At 69.6% G+C, this 14,605-nt stretch carries 15 protein-coding genes; 8 read left to right on the top strand and 7 right to left on the bottom strand.

Going from position 1 to position 14,605, the window contains the following annotated elements:
* Both ACSQ14_RS11760 and ACSQ14_RS11765 read right to left on the bottom strand, forming a co-directional pair.
* Entirely contained in the window at positions 1-291 is a 291-nt protein-coding gene (locus tag ACSQ14_RS11760; protein WP_436012892.1) for a hypothetical protein, read from the bottom strand.
* A 25-nt stretch (positions 292-316) separates the two neighbouring features.
* On the bottom strand, positions 317-883 hold the full coding sequence (locus ACSQ14_RS11765) for a polysaccharide biosynthesis/export family protein (protein WP_436012894.1): 567 nt from the start codon (positions 881-883) through the stop codon (positions 317-319).
* Positions 884-1,259: 376 nt separating this feature from the next.
* Between ACSQ14_RS11765 and ACSQ14_RS11770 the strand changes: the two genes are divergently transcribed.
* A complete protein-coding gene (locus ACSQ14_RS11770) occupies positions 1,260-2,069 on the top strand; it encodes a transglutaminase-like cysteine peptidase (RefSeq protein WP_436012896.1) in 810 nt (269 codons plus the stop codon).
* Between the two features lie 14 nt (positions 2,070-2,083).
* Here ACSQ14_RS11770 and ACSQ14_RS11775 read toward each other — a convergent pair whose 3' ends face one another.
* Positions 2,084-3,037: a hypothetical protein gene (locus tag ACSQ14_RS11775; RefSeq protein ID WP_436012898.1), complete on the bottom strand. Its 954-nt coding sequence runs from the start codon at positions 3,035-3,037 to the stop codon at positions 2,084-2,086.
* 173 nt (positions 3,038-3,210) lie between these two features.
* Here ACSQ14_RS11775 and ACSQ14_RS11780 point away from each other — a divergent pair, with 173 nt between their 5' ends.
* The gene (locus ACSQ14_RS11780) at positions 3,211-3,411 is read left to right on the top strand and encodes a hypothetical protein (RefSeq protein WP_436012900.1); all 201 of its coding nucleotides are present in this window, start codon (positions 3,211-3,213) and stop codon (positions 3,409-3,411) included.
* 99 nt (positions 3,412-3,510) lie between these two features.
* Entirely contained in the window at positions 3,511-5,688 is a 2,178-nt protein-coding gene (locus tag ACSQ14_RS11785; protein WP_436012902.1) for a M3 family metallopeptidase, read from the top strand.
* Between the two features lie 18 nt (positions 5,689-5,706).
* On the opposite strand, the gene ACSQ14_RS11790 is transcribed toward ACSQ14_RS11785, so the two are convergent.
* A complete protein-coding gene (locus ACSQ14_RS11790) occupies positions 5,707-6,945 on the bottom strand; it encodes an MFS transporter (RefSeq protein WP_436012904.1) in 1,239 nt (412 codons plus the stop codon).
* Positions 6,946-7,059: 114 nt separating this feature from the next.
* Positions 7,060-7,758, bottom strand: coding sequence for a FadR/GntR family transcriptional regulator (locus ACSQ14_RS11795; protein ID WP_436012906.1), 699 nt, complete (start codon positions 7,756-7,758; stop codon positions 7,060-7,062).
* A gap of 468 nt (positions 7,759-8,226) precedes the next feature.
* Here ACSQ14_RS11795 and ACSQ14_RS11800 point away from each other — a divergent pair, with 468 nt between their 5' ends.
* A complete protein-coding gene (locus tag ACSQ14_RS11800) occupies positions 8,227-9,492 on the top strand; it encodes a flavin-dependent oxidoreductase (RefSeq protein ID WP_436012908.1) in 1,266 nt (421 codons plus the stop codon).
* Between the two features lie 116 nt (positions 9,493-9,608).
* Here the strand turns inward: ACSQ14_RS11800 and ACSQ14_RS11805 are convergent, their stop codons facing one another.
* Together ACSQ14_RS11805 and ACSQ14_RS11810 are read right to left on the bottom strand one after the other, a co-directional pair.
* A complete protein-coding gene (locus ACSQ14_RS11805; protein ID WP_436012910.1) occupies positions 9,609-10,064 on the bottom strand; it encodes a DUF3237 domain-containing protein in 456 nt (151 codons plus the stop codon).
* 86 nt (positions 10,065-10,150) lie between these two features.
* Entirely contained in the window at positions 10,151-10,576 is a 426-nt protein-coding gene (locus ACSQ14_RS11810) for a hypothetical protein (protein WP_436012912.1), read from the bottom strand.
* A 327-nt stretch (positions 10,577-10,903) separates the two neighbouring features.
* On the opposite strand from ACSQ14_RS11810, the gene ACSQ14_RS11815 reads away from it, so the two are divergent.
* The 4 genes from ACSQ14_RS11815 (at position 10,904) to ACSQ14_RS11830 (ending at position 14,454) form a co-directional block, all read left to right on the top strand.
* Positions 10,904-11,392: an HPF/RaiA family ribosome-associated protein gene (locus ACSQ14_RS11815; protein WP_436012914.1), complete on the top strand. Its 489-nt coding sequence runs from the start codon at positions 10,904-10,906 to the stop codon at positions 11,390-11,392.
* A 339-nt stretch (positions 11,393-11,731) separates the two neighbouring features.
* Complete coding sequence (locus tag ACSQ14_RS11820) at positions 11,732-12,829, top strand: putative urea ABC transporter substrate-binding protein (protein ID WP_436012917.1); 1,098 nt, start codon at positions 11,732-11,734, stop codon at positions 12,827-12,829.
* Between the two features lie 51 nt (positions 12,830-12,880).
* Positions 12,881-13,702: an ABC transporter permease gene (locus ACSQ14_RS11825; RefSeq protein ID WP_436012919.1), complete on the top strand. Its 822-nt coding sequence runs from the start codon at positions 12,881-12,883 to the stop codon at positions 13,700-13,702.
* Positions 13,702-14,454, top strand: coding sequence for an ABC transporter ATP-binding protein (locus ACSQ14_RS11830; protein WP_436012921.1), 753 nt, complete (start codon positions 13,702-13,704; stop codon positions 14,452-14,454). Before ACSQ14_RS11825 ends, ACSQ14_RS11830 begins: the two co-directional genes overlap by 1 nt.
* Positions 14,455-14,605: the final 151 nt, after the last annotated feature.

The following is a 14,605-nucleotide window of genomic DNA, read 5'->3' on the forward strand; positions in this document are numbered from 1 at the left end:
CTAGGGCTCGTCGTAGACGATCACCGCGCAGCCGACGGCCTGGGCGGTCTCGAAGCTACGCCGGAAATCATCGGGCACCGCGTCCGGATCGGTGATCTCGCCGCTGCGCAACGCCTGCGCCTCGATCCAGCCGAGTTGCGCCAGGCCGCGGTGGGCGACCGCCTCGGCCTCGGCCTCGGTCGCGGCGCGGGCAAAGACCAGCAGATCGTAGCAGCGGCCGTCGGGATCGGCGTTCTCTGGCCCGGCGACCGCCTGCATGCTGACGACGAAGATCGTCGCGCCGGGGGTCACGCTGGGACCACCGGCGCGTGCGGGTTCAGAAGAAGCGTTCGCCGATGCGGATGGTGTCCCCGGGCGCCACCGGCGTCGCGCTGGTGAGCGGGAACTCCTCCTCTGCGGCGCTGTCGGTGCGCTTGATGTACACCTTCTTGCTGTTCGCGCGGTAGGTGAAGCCGTTCGCCGTGGCCACCGCGTTCAGCACCGTCAGCCCGTTGCTGTAGGGATATTCGCCGGGCTTCTGCACCTCGCCCAGGATGTAGAACGGGCGATAGGTCAGCACCTCGACGCTGACGCGCGGATCCTTCAGGTAGCCGTTCTTCAGCGCGGTCTCGACCTCGGTCTGGAACTCCGGGATGGTCAGCCCAGCAGCCTGCACCTCGCCGACCAGCGGCAGGGAGACCTTGCCCGAGCCGCCGATCAGGAACTCGCCGCTCAGCGCTTCTTCGCCGAAGGTGATCACCCGGATCTTGTCTGAAGAGCCAAGGCGATACTGCGGGACCACGCGCGTGGCCTCCTCCTGCGCATGCGCCGTTTGCGGCGCCAACCCGGCGACAACGCCAAAGCAGACGACCAGGCACGCCGCCAGCCACGTCAACGCTCGCATATTTCAGAAACTCCAGCAGCGCCCCTCGGTGGCGGGACCATATCGCAGCGCAGCGAAGGACGGAATAGCGTTCCGCGAGTCACCCCACGACCACTCTCCAATGGGGAGAAAAGGAGTCACAACGCGAATTAACCACATGCGTTCAATCGGAGTTTACAGCATTCACCGTTAAGTCTCGTTAACCTTCAAGGTTCAATAGAGACTAACCACCTCAGTAGAGCCCGGTTTAACGGGCCAAACCCACACTACACCCGAGAACAACAGTTCAGGTGATGGTGTGGTGTTTCAGAATGGGATCCTTCGCGGGGCGACCCTCGCCGCTGGTCTCTGGCTGACGGCCGCCGCTGCGCAAGCGGCGCCGCAACCTGGAGCCGCCATGCCGCTTGGGGCGAGCGCCATGCCGCCAGCGGAGTACCTCGACTTCTGCCAGCGCCAGCCCGGGGACTGCGGCGCCGCGCCGCAAACCGTGCTCGCCGGGGTCGCCAAAGCCAAGGCCGAGCGCGCCGCCCTGCTCGCCGCCGCCACCCCGACCGCCTTGGCCGCCCTGGCGTCCAACCCGCCGGCCGCCACCTCGGCCTCGCGCGCCTCGAACACCGCCGCCATGACCGCGGCGACGCCGCCGGCCGCAACGCTGACCCCGGCGACGGCCGTGGCGCTGGCCCCGACCGACGCCCTGACGCCGGCGATCCTGCGCCCGCTGGACATGGAGGCGTCCACGCCGCGGATGAGTTCGCAGCTGTGGGCCCGGCTCAACCGGGTGAACGACAAGGTCAACCGCGCTTTCCGGGCCACCACCGACATCGCCACCTATGGCCGGGTCGACTACTGGGCGACGCCGATCGCCTACGGCGTGCGCAAGGGCGACTGCGAGGACTATGTGCTGGAGAAGCAGCGCGCCCTGATCGCCGACGGCCTGCCGCGCGAAGCGCTGAACATCGGCATCGTCGTCACGCCGCAAGGCGAGACCCACGCGGTGCTGCTGGTCGCCACCAGCGAAGGCGAGTTCGTGCTCGACAACATGTCGCCGTGGGTCAAGCCGTGGGATCAGACCGGCTACCGCTGGCGCCAGCGCCAGGTCGACGGCGACCCGTTCAACTGGGTGATGATCCAGGATCCGGCCCGGCGCCCCGCGCCCGCCCCGGCCGCGCCGATGGTCGAACGCCTGGTGGTCGCCTCGCTGTCTTGATCGCTCTGGCCGGGTTAGGGCCTGGCGGATTGGGCCGACGCCGCCTCGGCCTCGCCGCCGCGCAAGGCGCCGATCAGCCGGTACAGGCGGCGGATGTTGACGAGATTGTCGGCCGCGGACAGCGCCGTGTCGTTCTCCCGATAAGCCGCCGCCTGCAGCACGCCATTGCCGACGCGCCGGCAGATCCCCTGCTCGACCAGCCACCCCACGTGGCGGCGGGTGGTTTCGTAGGGAATGCCCAATCGGCGCGACAGGTGCGCCACCCGCACCGGCGTGCGTTCGGCGTCCGAGATCCAGCCGCCGCGCATCGCGGCGATCGCCTGCGACGCCTGGAAATGCTCGGTGCTCGATCGGACCACCTCGAGCATGACGATCACCGTCAAGGGATCCGGCACCCGCCGGTGCAGGGCGTCGAGCGTGCGAAAGAAATAGTCCGAGAGGATCCGGCCGACCGCGCGGATCGGCGCGTCCGGATGGTCGACCGGCAGGAACGGCGTCGCCAGCGGCTCGACGGCGCCGGCGAGCTCCAGGTCGCCATAGAACTGCACCACGCGTTGGTAGCGCGCCCGCATGATGCCGATGAACCGCGGCGAGACGACCACCTCGACCGGCACGTAGACGCCCTGCGGCGTGCTGACCAGGACGCCCTGGCGGACCAGTTGGTTCACATGCCGCCGCACCGTCTCGAACGGCAGGCGCAGCGAGCCGGCCAGGGCATTGATGCTGACCGGGCGACGCAGATCGTCCGGCGGCGCGCTGTCCAGGCCGCTGTGCGCCGCCTGCAGCTCGGGATCGCGGTTCAGGCGATTGAGGTTGGCCTCCATCACGCCTGCCACCAGCAGGGCGTCGAGCACCGGCGCGTCCATGCGCCCGAGGAAGGCGATGTCGAGGAAGAAGCCGACCGTCAGCCAGCCGGCGATGCGCGCCTCGAACGGGGCCAACGCTTGCTCCGCACTCGCCGGATCCATGCCCCCGCTCTTAGCCGCCGCGCCCCACGTTGGTCACCCGCTCCTTGTTTCGCGTGCCTGACCGCCCTTGGCAAGCCGCGGCCCCTTCGCCCTGGCCTGCGGCTCACGCGATCGTTAACCCTATGGAAGGGCCGACTCGCGGTCTCCTGACCGCGCTGGAACCGAGTAACCCGATGTCTGACGCCACCTACGTCGTCTTCGTCCCGAAAGCCAAACGCGACGAGTTGCGCAAGATCTTGCGCACCGAGGACACCGGCCCCCTCGCCTGGCGCGAGCAAAGATCCTGGTTCGGCAGCGAGTTCTACTTCTCCGGCCCGCCGGTTCTGGCGCGCAAAGCCCAGGCCTATGTGGCCGAATGGGTGATCAGCGGCTGAACTCGCCCCTGAGGTCTTCGGCGGCAGTTGCGGCCGGGCGAATGTTACGCCAATTGTGACGTCGCCCGCCGGCGGCCGGCGGCCGCCAGGGAGACCTTGATGCATCCGATCCGTTCGCTCTTTCTCGGCGCCTCAGCGTGCGCGATCCTGACCGGCGCCGCCATCGCCGCGCCCGCCGCCCCTCAGCCGGCCAGCGCGCCAGCCAAGCCCAGCGCCGGAGCGCCCGGAACCGTGTTCGAAGCCGCCAGCCCCCTGTTCCTGCACGCGCCGCAGTTCGACAAGATCACCGAGGCCGACTTCAAGCCGGCGTTCGAGGCCGGCATGGCCCGCCACAAGGCCGAGGTCACCGAGATCGCCGAGAACCCGGCCGCGCCGACCTTCGACAACACGCTGGCGGCGCTGGAGCGGTCCGGGCAGATGCTCGAGCGGACCGGCCTGGTGTTCAACGCGCTGACCAGCGCCAACACCAGCGACGGGCTGCAGAAGATCGAGGCGGAGATGTCGCCCAAGTTCGCGGCGCACAATGACTGGATCTACCTGAACCCGAAGCTGTTCCAGCGGGTGCAGAGCCTCTACGACCGCCGCGCGAGCCTCGGCCTGAACGCCGAGCAGCAGCAGTTGCTCACCGTCGTCCATCAGAAGTTCGTCCGCTCCGGCGCGAAGCTGTCGCCGGCCGAGCAGACGCGCCTCAAGGCGCTGAACGAGCAGCTCTCGACGCTGGAGACCGCCTTCCAGCACAAGCTGCTGGCCGCCGACAAAGGCGGCGCCATGGTGATCGACGACAAGGCCAAGCTCGCCGGCCTGAGCGAAGAGCAGGTCGCCGCCGCGGCGGCCGCCGCCGAAGCGCGCGGCCTCAAGGGCAAGTGGGTCCTGACGCTGCAGAACACCACCCAGCAGCCGCTGCTGCAGGACCTCGCCGACCGCAGCGTGCGCGAGCAGCTGTTCGAGCGGAGCTGGACGCGCGCCGAACAGGACAATGACGCCGACACCCGGGCGACCATCACCCAGCTCGCCAAGCTGCGGATCGAGAAGGCGCAGCTGCTCGGCTATCCGAGCTATGCGGCCTATGTGCTCGAGGACCAGATGGCCCGCACGCCGGAGGCCGCGGAAAGCTTCCTGCGCCAGCTGGCGCCGGCCGCCCGCGCCCGCTCGAAGACCGAGGCCGCCGAAAACCAGCAGATGATCCAGGCCTCGGGCGAGAGCTTCCAGCTCAAGCCGTGGGACTGGCAGCGCTATTCCGAGAAGGTGCGCAAGGCGCGCTACGACCTCGATGAGGCGGAGGTGAAGCCCTACTTCCAGCTCGACCGGGTGCTGAAGGACGGGGTCTTCTACGCCGCCGGCCAGCTCTACGGCCTGAGCTTCAAGGAGCGCACCGACCTACCGGTCTACCATCCCGACGTGCGCGTCTTCGAAGTGCACGAGGCGAACGGCGAGCTGATCGGGCTGTTCTACTTCGACCCCTTCAAGCGCGACAACAAGTCTGGCGGGGCCTGGATGAGCAACTTCGTCAACCAGTCGAAGCTGCTCGGCACCAAGCCGGTGGTCTACAACGTCTCGAACATCACCAAGCCCGCGGCCGGCCAGCCGGCGCTGGTCTCCTGGGACGACGTGACGACCCTGTTCCACGAGTTCGGCCACGCCCTGCACGGCCTCTTCGCCGACCAGACCTATCCGACGCTGTCGGGCACCAACGTGGCCCGCGACTTCGTCGAATTCCCCAGCCAGATCAACGAAAACTGGGCGCTCGATCCGAAGGTGCTGAAGAATTACGCGGTGCACTACAAGACCGGCCAGCCGATCCCGCTAGCGCTGGTCGACAAGATCAAGGCGGCCTCGAAGTTCAACCAGGGCTACACGATGGGCGAGCTGATCGCCGCGGCCGAGCTCGACATGCAGTGGCACCGGCTGGGCGCGCCCGACGCGCTGGCCGGCGACGTCGACGCCTTCGAGCAGCAGGCGCTGAAGGCCGGCGGCGTCGACTTCCCCGACGTGCCGCCGCGCTACCGCACCAGCTACTTCCGGCACATCTGGAGCAACGGCTACGCCGCCGGCTACTACGCCTATCTCTGGACCCAGATGCTGGCCGACAGCTCCTACAAGTGGTTCGAGCAGAACGGCGGCATGACCCGGGCCAACGGCCAGCGGTTCCGCGACATGATCCTCTCGCGCGGCCACACCGAGGACTACGGCCCGATGTTCCGCGCCTTCTACGGCCGGGATCCGGAGATCGGCCCGATGCTGGAGCACCGCGGCCTCGGCGAAGCCCAGGGCAAATAGCCCCGGGCCCGGTCCGGATCAGACTTGCAGCGCCGTCCGGTGCCTGGCGCCGGCGGCGAACACCAGGGCGCCCGCCACCCCGAGGAAGGCCGCGACCCCGACGATCGCGCCAGCGTAGGAGCCGGTGGCCGTGTAGACTAGGGCCGCGGCCGGAACGCAGGCGACCGAGACCGGCAGGTTGACGAGGTTCGTCAGGCCGAACGCACGGCTGAAGCTCTCGCGGCCGAACCGCTCCGAGAGCGCCACGCTCATCACCGGCAGCGCGCCCGCGCCATGCAGGCCAATCAGGGCGATGACGACGGCCTTCGCCGGGAACGGCAGCTCGAGCAACAGCAGGAGCCAGAGCAGCGCGGCGTCGAACACGACGAGCCCGAGCGCGCGGACCCCGCCCAGCCGGTCCGCCACCCAGCCGAACACCAGGGTGCCGGCGATGCCGGCGAAGGCCTGAATGGAGAGCAGCGTCGCCGCCAGCGTGGTGGAGAAGCCCCAGGCGCGCGCCATCGGCACCATGTGGGCGGTCAGCACGATCGAGCTCGCGGCGGAGGCCATGAACGCGAGCGCCATCGCCCAGAACCCCACCGACCGCAACAGCTGCGGCGTGCTCATCGCGCCGTCGCCGACCGGACCATGGGCGCCCGCAGTCTCGGCCGCCGCCGCCGCCGCGCCCGGCGGGCGGTCGATGATGAACAGGTTGGCGACCAGGTTCACGGCCGCGAGCGCGGCGAGCATGGCGTAGGTCGCCACGAGGCCATGGGACTGGAGCGTCCAGGCCGCCGCCAGCGGCATGATCGCGACCAGGACCGGCGTGGAGATGATCCCCAGCGCCTTGCCGCGGTTCACCTGATACCAGCGGGTCACCAGGGTCGGCGGCAGGACGACGGCGATGGCCATCGCCGGGCCGAGCAGCGCGCCGAAGGCGATGAGGTAGAGGGGATAGCTGGCCGTGAGCGCGAGCAGGGCGAAGCCGGCCGTGCCCAGCGCGGCGCCCGCCAGCATCACGAGCCGCAGCGAAAACCGCGTCGCCAGCACGCCGACCATGGCCGCCAGAACCGCGGTCACCAGGTTGAGCAATGGGATCGCCAGCGTGCTGAGCTCGCGCCCCACGCCGAGGCGGGTCTCCACCGCGCCCAGCACCACGCTGAACGAGCCCCAGATGCAGGCCAGCGTGATGTTCTGGTTGAGGAAGGCGATCGCGGCCATGCGGGGCGCCGCCGGATGGTTCTTCACGACGGGCTCGGCCCGCTCGGCGGCTGACATCGATATCCTCCCTGGGCCGCTTCTATGGGGGCGGCCTCATGCAATGGGCCGGTCGCGTTCGACCGTGGCCCTGACCATGTGGTTAGGGCCCAATGCACAGGCTTGTCAAAGGCCCTACCAACGCATCGCCACCGCGCGGCTGCGGGCGCGCATGAGGTGCAGCCGCATGGCCGTCTCGGCCAGTTCGGCCTCGCCGCGCTCGATCGCCTCGGTGACCGCGACGTGCTCCAGCTCGACGCGTTTGGCGCGCTCGTCCGCCTCGATCAGCGCCAGGCTGGGCACGATCAGCCCCTCGACATGGGCGTCGAGCGTCTCGAGCGTCAGCAGGAACATCGGGTTGTGCGACGCCTGGGCGATCGCCCGATGGAAGGTGAGATCGTGTTCGCCGGCCGGCTCGCCCGCCGCCAGCGCGGCGATCAGCGCGGCGGTCGCGGTCTTGATGGCCTGCAGCTCCGCGTCGGTGCGGTGCAAGGCCGCCAGCCGCGCCGCGGCGGGCTCGACCGCGATCCGCACATCGAAGGTGTCCAGGCGGGCCCGGACCGGGGCCGGCAGGAGATGCTGGATCTGATGCTCGGCCGGCCGCTGGCGGACGAAGGAGCCAGCCCCGCGCCGGGATTCGATCAGGCCGTCGGCCTGCAGCCGGGTCAGCGCCTCACGGACGATCGGCCGCGACACCCCCGTCAGACGGCTCAGTTCGTGCTCCGACGGCAGCCGGTCGCCCTGGCCGAGGTTCTCCTCGACGATGAAGGCCAGCAACTGACCATAGACGCGGTCGGCCAGCCGTTCGCCGGGCTCGTCGCCCGGTCCGCCCAAACTACCTGTTTGTCTCACAAGAGATCCTGGATTTCCGCCCCGCCTGCCCGCGTCCCGAAGCCGAAGGTCGTGTGGCCGCCGCGGCGGCCCCGGCCAAACTTCGGATTCGATCCGGATACGAGCAAGTCTTCGTTTTTAGTGTTCTTTTTCGACCCGATGCCCGCGCGGCCAGATGACCTGCCGGCGAACTTCGGCCCCGACACACTAGGTTGCACGCCGCCGAGGGCGCAACAAGACGCTCCTCCATCGCCAGGCCGCAAAAGAAGCTGTATGACAAATCGTCCAGGCAGCGCCCGGGACGGTCCGGATGCCGTCGCGACGCGGCGGCTGCGTCCGCTGTTCCGGGATCTGGACTCCTCTCGCGCCGGACGGCCCGCCGTCCGGCGCTTCTTGTTGCACTTGTAACGGCATCCATTATGCCGACCTCGGCGCCGGCGCGGATCACCGTGCGGCTAGGGGGAGCGGCTCATGAAGGTGGCGATCGTCGGCGGCGGAATCACCGGCCTCACCACGGCGCTCAGCCTGCACGCCGCCGGCGTCTCTTGCGTGGTGTTCGAGGCCGTCGCCCAGCCGGCGCCGCTCGGCGTCGGGATCAATCTGCTGCCGCATGCGATGCGCGAGCTGACCGAGCTCGGCCTGCTGCCAGAGCTGCGCGCGGCCGGCGTCGAAATCGACGAGCTCGCCTACCTCACCAAGCACGGCAAGCCGATCTGGCGCGAGCCGCGCGGCCTCGCCGCTTGCTACGACTGGCCGCAGATCGCCATCCATCGCGGCGAACTGCAGATGCTGCTGCTGCGCGCCGTGCAGACCCGGCTGGGACCGGACGCCGTCAGGTTCGGCCACGCGCTGAGCGACCTGGAGCTCACGCAGGACGGCGTCGTCGCCCACTTCCGCGACCGCAGCGGCGCCGCCGCGGGCTCGCACCGCGCCGAGGTGCTGGCGGCGGCCGACGGCATCCATTCCGCGGTGCGCCGGAAGTTCTATCCCGACGAAGGGCTGCCGAAGTGGAACGGCGTCAGCCTCTACCGCTCGACCAGCCGCGTCGGGAAGGTGCTGGGCGGCCGCTCGATGCTGTGGGCCGGTCATGCGCGGCAGAAGTTCGTCGCCTATCCGATCCGCTACGATCCGGAGACCGGCGAGACCTTGCTGAACTGGATCTGCGATCTGAAGACCGCGGACGCCGACCCAAAGACCCCGCCGAAGGAGGATTGGAACCGGACCGGCGAGCGCGCCGATCTGGAGCCCCGTTATCAGGGATGGAACTGGCCCGGCGTCGACGTGCCGGAGCTGGTCGCCTCGTCGGGCGAGATCTTCGTCTTCCCGATGGTCGACCGCGATCCCCTGCCCCGCTGGGCCCACGGCCGGGCGACCCTGCTGGGCGATGCGGCGCACCCGATGTACCCGATCGGCTCGAACGGGGCGACGCAGGGGATCATCGACGCCCGCGCCTTCGCCTACCATGTGGCGACCGCGCCCGATCCGGATGAGGCGCTCGCCCGCTACGAGGCCGACCGGCGGCCGGCGACCGAGCGGATCGTGCTGATGAACCGCGCCAACGGCCCGGACCAGGTGATGGAGCTCGCCGAGCAGCGCGCGCCAAACCGCGACGACGACCTCGACGCCGCCCTGCCGATGGCCGAGCGGCAGGCGATCGCCGACGATTACAAGCGCATCGCCGGCTTCGACCCGAGCACGCTGAACGCCCGGCGGAGCTACATGGTGAAGGCAGGATAGAGCTCTGAACCGCTCACCGGCGAACGCCGGGCCCAGGTGAAACCCACGAAAGCGCCCAGGCTGAATCTGGATACCGGCCTTCGCCGGTAAGAGCGGGAGTTTGAGGCTCCCGGTGTCTAAAGGACCTCGAAGACCTCGAGCCGCACCGCGCCCGGCCGGCGCGCGCCGCGCGCCACGTACAGGCGATGGTTGAGACGGGCGAGTTCCGGCGCGCCGGTGCGCAGGCGGATCGCCGTGCGGAAATAATACTGGCTCGGATCGACGATCTCGCCGGCCGCCAGCCGTTGCAGCACTTCCGGCGGGCCGGAGCGCACGCCGCTGGAGACCACCTCGACCACCGCTCCGTCCTTGGTGCGGAAGGCGTAGTGCGCCTCGATCTGCAGCGCGCCGTCGTCGTGGATGGTCTGCCAGTCGGCGCCGCCGGGGATGATCTCGCCCTCGATCGCGCCCGACACCCGTCCGCCGGTCAGCGGAATGCAGCGGCGGACGCCGGCGCCCGTGGGCCCAAGCTCCACCGGCGGCCCCACCTCGACGTCGAGGATCAGAATCGGCTGTTCGGCCGTGACGCTCATGCCAAATCCCCTCTGGACCCAGGCGCATTCGGTAGACCGCGCCTGGGTTGTCGCACAAGGGGCCGCGGACGCCGCGGCTGGGCGGCCTAGCGCTTCGGCGGAGTCTGGCCGGCCGGCGGCTTGGCGGGCGCAGCACCGCCGGCGCCGGCGGCGGGCTTCTGCGCCGGGAACGCCTTCTGGGCGTTGTCGAGCTCGCGCAGCGTGTTGGTCAGCAGCGGGCCGCAGCGCTGCACTTCCTGATTGATCGCGTCGCGGTTCATGGCGTCGGCGATCGGCTTCAGGCGCGTGGCGAAATCGAAACTCGGATCCTGCGCCTTCACGCGGCCGGCGAAATAGACGACGCCGACCTGACCGAGCCGCGCCTGGTTGGCGTCCTGCGACCCGCTGATCGCCGCCATCGTCATCAGGCAGCGCGCATCGCCGGTGGCACCACCCGCCGCGGGCGCGGCGGCGACGGCGGCGAACGGCGCGAAGGCGAAGCCCGCGCAAAGGGCCAGAGTGATGGGACGCATGATCCGCCTCCTGTGGAACGTCGGGCGGTCAAATAAAGCAAACGCCCGGTCGCGCCCAGTGTCCGGCGTAAAGGCGCCGACCGGTCCCGCCCCGGCGCTTGGGCTGGGGGGCTCGTTGAGCACGCCGGAGGGGACCAGCCGACAGGCGCGACCATCGCGGGCAAGCAGGGCGAGGTCTGGTCGAGATCATGTCCTTTGCAAGATGGTGGAAAATCGTCCGCCTCGCGACTTCTTGATCCCGCGCAAGGCCGTTCATCGGCCAAGCTTCAATCCTTGTCGTGCGGCTCGCGCCGCTCCTGGGCGCGGGCGCTGTCAGAGGAGACGCGAATGCAAGTTCCGCTGCAGATCACCTTCGAGGGCGGCTTGGCAGGGAGCGACTCGCTCCGCCGGCGCATCGAGCGAGAGGCAGCCAAGCTCGAGCGCTTCTACGACCGCATAAGCTCGTGCCGGGTGGCGGTGACCGGGCGCGGCGGCAAGAGACGTCAAGGCGGGCTCTACGCCGTGCGCCTGCAGGTCACCGGCCCGGGGCTCGGCGACATGGTGATCACCCGCAATCCGCCCGCCGACCACGCCCACGAGGACGCCTTCGTCGCCGTGCGCGACGCCTTCGCCGCGGCGCGGCGGCGGCTGCTTGACCGGCACGGCCGCCACACCGGCAAGGCGAAAGCCCACGAGACGGCCACCCGCGGCGAACTCGCGCCGATCTTCCGCCAGGCCGCCGAGCGCACGTTCGAACGCGACGACGCCGAGCTCGACCAGCTCGAGATGGAGCCGCTGGCGACCGCCGGCCGCACGGCCCGGGTCGCCTACGCCTGAGGCCCAGCGGGCGCCGCCGTCGCCTAGGCGGCGGCGCCTTCAGGCGGGGCCGCGGGTCGATTTATTCCCCCGCCCCGCTTCGCCGCCGCTGTGCGGCGCAGCCTACGAATCTCAGCGGCGCTATCACCGCCGGGCGCAGACGCTGCGCCCGGCCCGGCCATTCCCCCCGTCGCGGGGCGAAATGATCGCCGATCAGCCTCCGCCAGTCAGCGGCGCCTAGAAAAGCGGCGCCGGCGCAGCAGACGCCCCGCGCCCGCTTGCGGCGCTTGGATTATTACGAATACGCCCCGCAGTAATACCGAAGCCGGCTGGGACGCGCCGGTTCGCAAGGGGATCGAGATGTACCGGTGGCTGAAGACATTGGGGGTCGCCGCGGCGACGGCGGCGGTGGGCCTGAGCCTGGCCAGCTGCAGCAAGCCGGCCGACAAGGCCGCCGACGCGGCGGCGGCGAAGTCGGAATACACGATCGGCTGGACCATCTACGCCGGCTGGATGCCCTGGCCCTACGCCGAGCAGGCCGGCATCGTGAAGAAGTGGTCCGACAAGTACGGCGTGAACATCAAGTTCGTGCAGATCAACGACTACGTCGAGAGCCTGAACCAGTACACCGCCGGCAAGCTCGACGGCGTCACCTCGACCAACATGGACGCGCTGACGATCCCCGCCGCGGGCGGCCGCGACTCCACCGCGCTGATCGTCGGCGACTATTCCAATGGCAATGACGGCGTGGTGCTGAAGAACGCCGGGTCGCTGGCCGACATCAAGGGCCGCTCGGTCAACCTGGTCGAGGCTTCGGTCTCGCAGTACCTGCTCGCGCGCGGCCTCGAGAGCGTCGGGCTGAAGCAGTCCGACGTGAAGCTGGTGAACACCTCCGACGCCGACATGGTCGCGGCCTTCTCGGCGCCGGGCTCCAACGCCATGGTCACCTGGAACCCGCAGCTGCTGGAGGTCATCAAGGCGCCCGGCGCGAAGGAGGTCTTCAACTCCAGCAAGATCCCCGGCGAGATCCAGGACCTGATGGTGGTCTCGACCGACGCGTTGAAGGCCAATCCCAACCTCGGCAAGGCGCTGGCCGGCATCTGGTACGAGACCATGGCGCTGATGGCCAAGGACGACGCCGCCGGCAAGGCCGCCCGCGAGGCGATGGCCAAGCTGTCCGGCACCGATCTGGCCGGCTTCGAAGCCCAGCTGAAGACCACTTTCCTCTACGCCGATCCGAAGGCCGCGCACGCCTTCGTCGTCGGGCCGGAGATCGTCACCGCCACCGACCGGGTGCGGAAGTTCAGCTTCGAGAGCGGCCTGTTCGGCCAGGGCGCGAAGTCGGTCGACGACATCGGCATCGAGTTCACCGGCGGCAAGATCCTCGGCAACCCGCAGAACGTGAAGCTGCGGTTCGACCCGACCTACGTGGCCGCCGCCGCGGCCGGGCAGCTCTAAGCCCAACTTTTCAGTCCCGTAAGCTTCCTCCCCCGGAGAGAGACCGCCCCCATGCCCCGATTACTCAATGTCCGGCCGCGTGGGGGCGGTCGCCTCCTGCTCGGGATCGTGCCGATCCTGATCCTGATCCTGATCTACCTCGCCTCCTCGCTGGCGCGGCACGCCGACAATCCGGCCGACAAGATCCTGCCGACCGTCAGCGCCATGGCCGATCAGATCCGCACCATGGGCTTCCAGGCCGATCCGGTGACCGGCGAAGTCCCGTTGCTGGTCGACACCGTCGCCAGCCTGAAGCGCCTGGGCGCCGGCATCGGCCTGGCGGCGATCACCACCCTGGTGCTGGGCCTGACGATCGGCCTCCTGCCGGTGGTGCGCGCCAGCCTCGGCCCGCTGGTCGCCGCCATCGCGGTGATCCCGCCGATCGCGGTGCTGCCCATCCTGTTCATCATCATGGGGCTCGGCGAGACCTCGAAGATCGCCCTGATCTTCGTCGGCCTGACCCCCTTCATGATCCGCGACCTGGCCTCGGCGGTCGCGGCCATTCCCGAGGAGCAGTTGGTCAAGGCCCAGACGCTGGGGGCCAACACCTGGATCGTCATGGTCCGCGTGGCCCTGCCGCAGGTGCTGCCGCGGCTGATCGAATCCCTGCGCTTCTCGCTCGGCCCGGCCTGGGTGTTCCTGATCTCGGCCGAGGCGATCGCCGCCGACGTCGGCCTCGGCTACCGGATCTTCCTGGTCCGCCGCTACCTCGCGATGGACGTGATCCTGCCCTACGTCGCCTGGATCTCGCTCCTCGCGGTGATCATGGACTGGGCGCTGGTCTCGCTCAGCCGCACCGCCTTCCCGTGGGCCCACCCCAAGAGGATCCGCTAATGAGCGTGCTGTCGTTCCGCGACGTCTGGGTCGAGTACGGCGAGAAGATCATCCTCGAGAAGGTCACGCTCGACGTCGCCGAAGGGGCTTTCGTCTCGATCGTCGGCCCGTCCGGCGCCGGCAAGAGCACCTTCCTGCGGCTGGTGCTCGGCCAGGAGGCCCCGAGCCGGGGGCGGATCTACCTGGACGGCGAGCCGCTGTGCCCCGAGCCCGGTCCCGACCGCGGGGTGGTCTTCCAGCGCTATTCGGTCTTCCCGCACATGACGGTGCTGAAGAACGTGATGTTCGGCGTCCAGTGCCGCGACAAGAAGCGCTCGGCCCGCGACGAGGCTGCCGAGATGCTGCGGCTGGTGGGCCTGGGCGACAACCTCGACGCCTATCCCGCGGCGCTATCCGGCGGCATGCAGCAGCGGCTGGCGATCGCCCAGGCACTGGTCACCCACCCCCGCATCCTGCTACTCGACGAGCCGTTCGGCGCGCTCGACCCGGGGGTGAAGCTCGACATGCACGAGCTGATCACCGGCCTCTGGCGCGAGAAAGGCCTGACCATCCTGATGGTCACCCACGACATCAAGGAGGCGTTCAAGCTCGGCACCCGGGTGATCGCCATCGACAAGCGCCGGCGCGATCCCCAGGCCCCGCACCGCTACGGCTCGACCGCGGTCTACGACTTCCCGCTGGACAAGCCGAACGCCGGCATCCGCCGCGAGCTGGAGAAGATGATCCGCCCACAACCGGCCGAGGCGGCTTGACCGCGGCGGGGGCGGCCGCCAGACAGTGAACGCCCCCTCCGCCTCGGCGCGTACCGCGCCGATCCACCTCCCCCGCTGCGCGGTGGAGGATCAGGAGACGAAAGATGCTCCACCGCGCAGCGGGGGAGCTGTCCGCGAAGCGGACTGAGGG

It is taken from the genome of Phenylobacterium sp. LjRoot219 (assembly GCF_964252995.1).
Classification (GTDB): Bacteria; Pseudomonadota; Alphaproteobacteria; order Caulobacterales; family Caulobacteraceae; genus Phenylobacterium.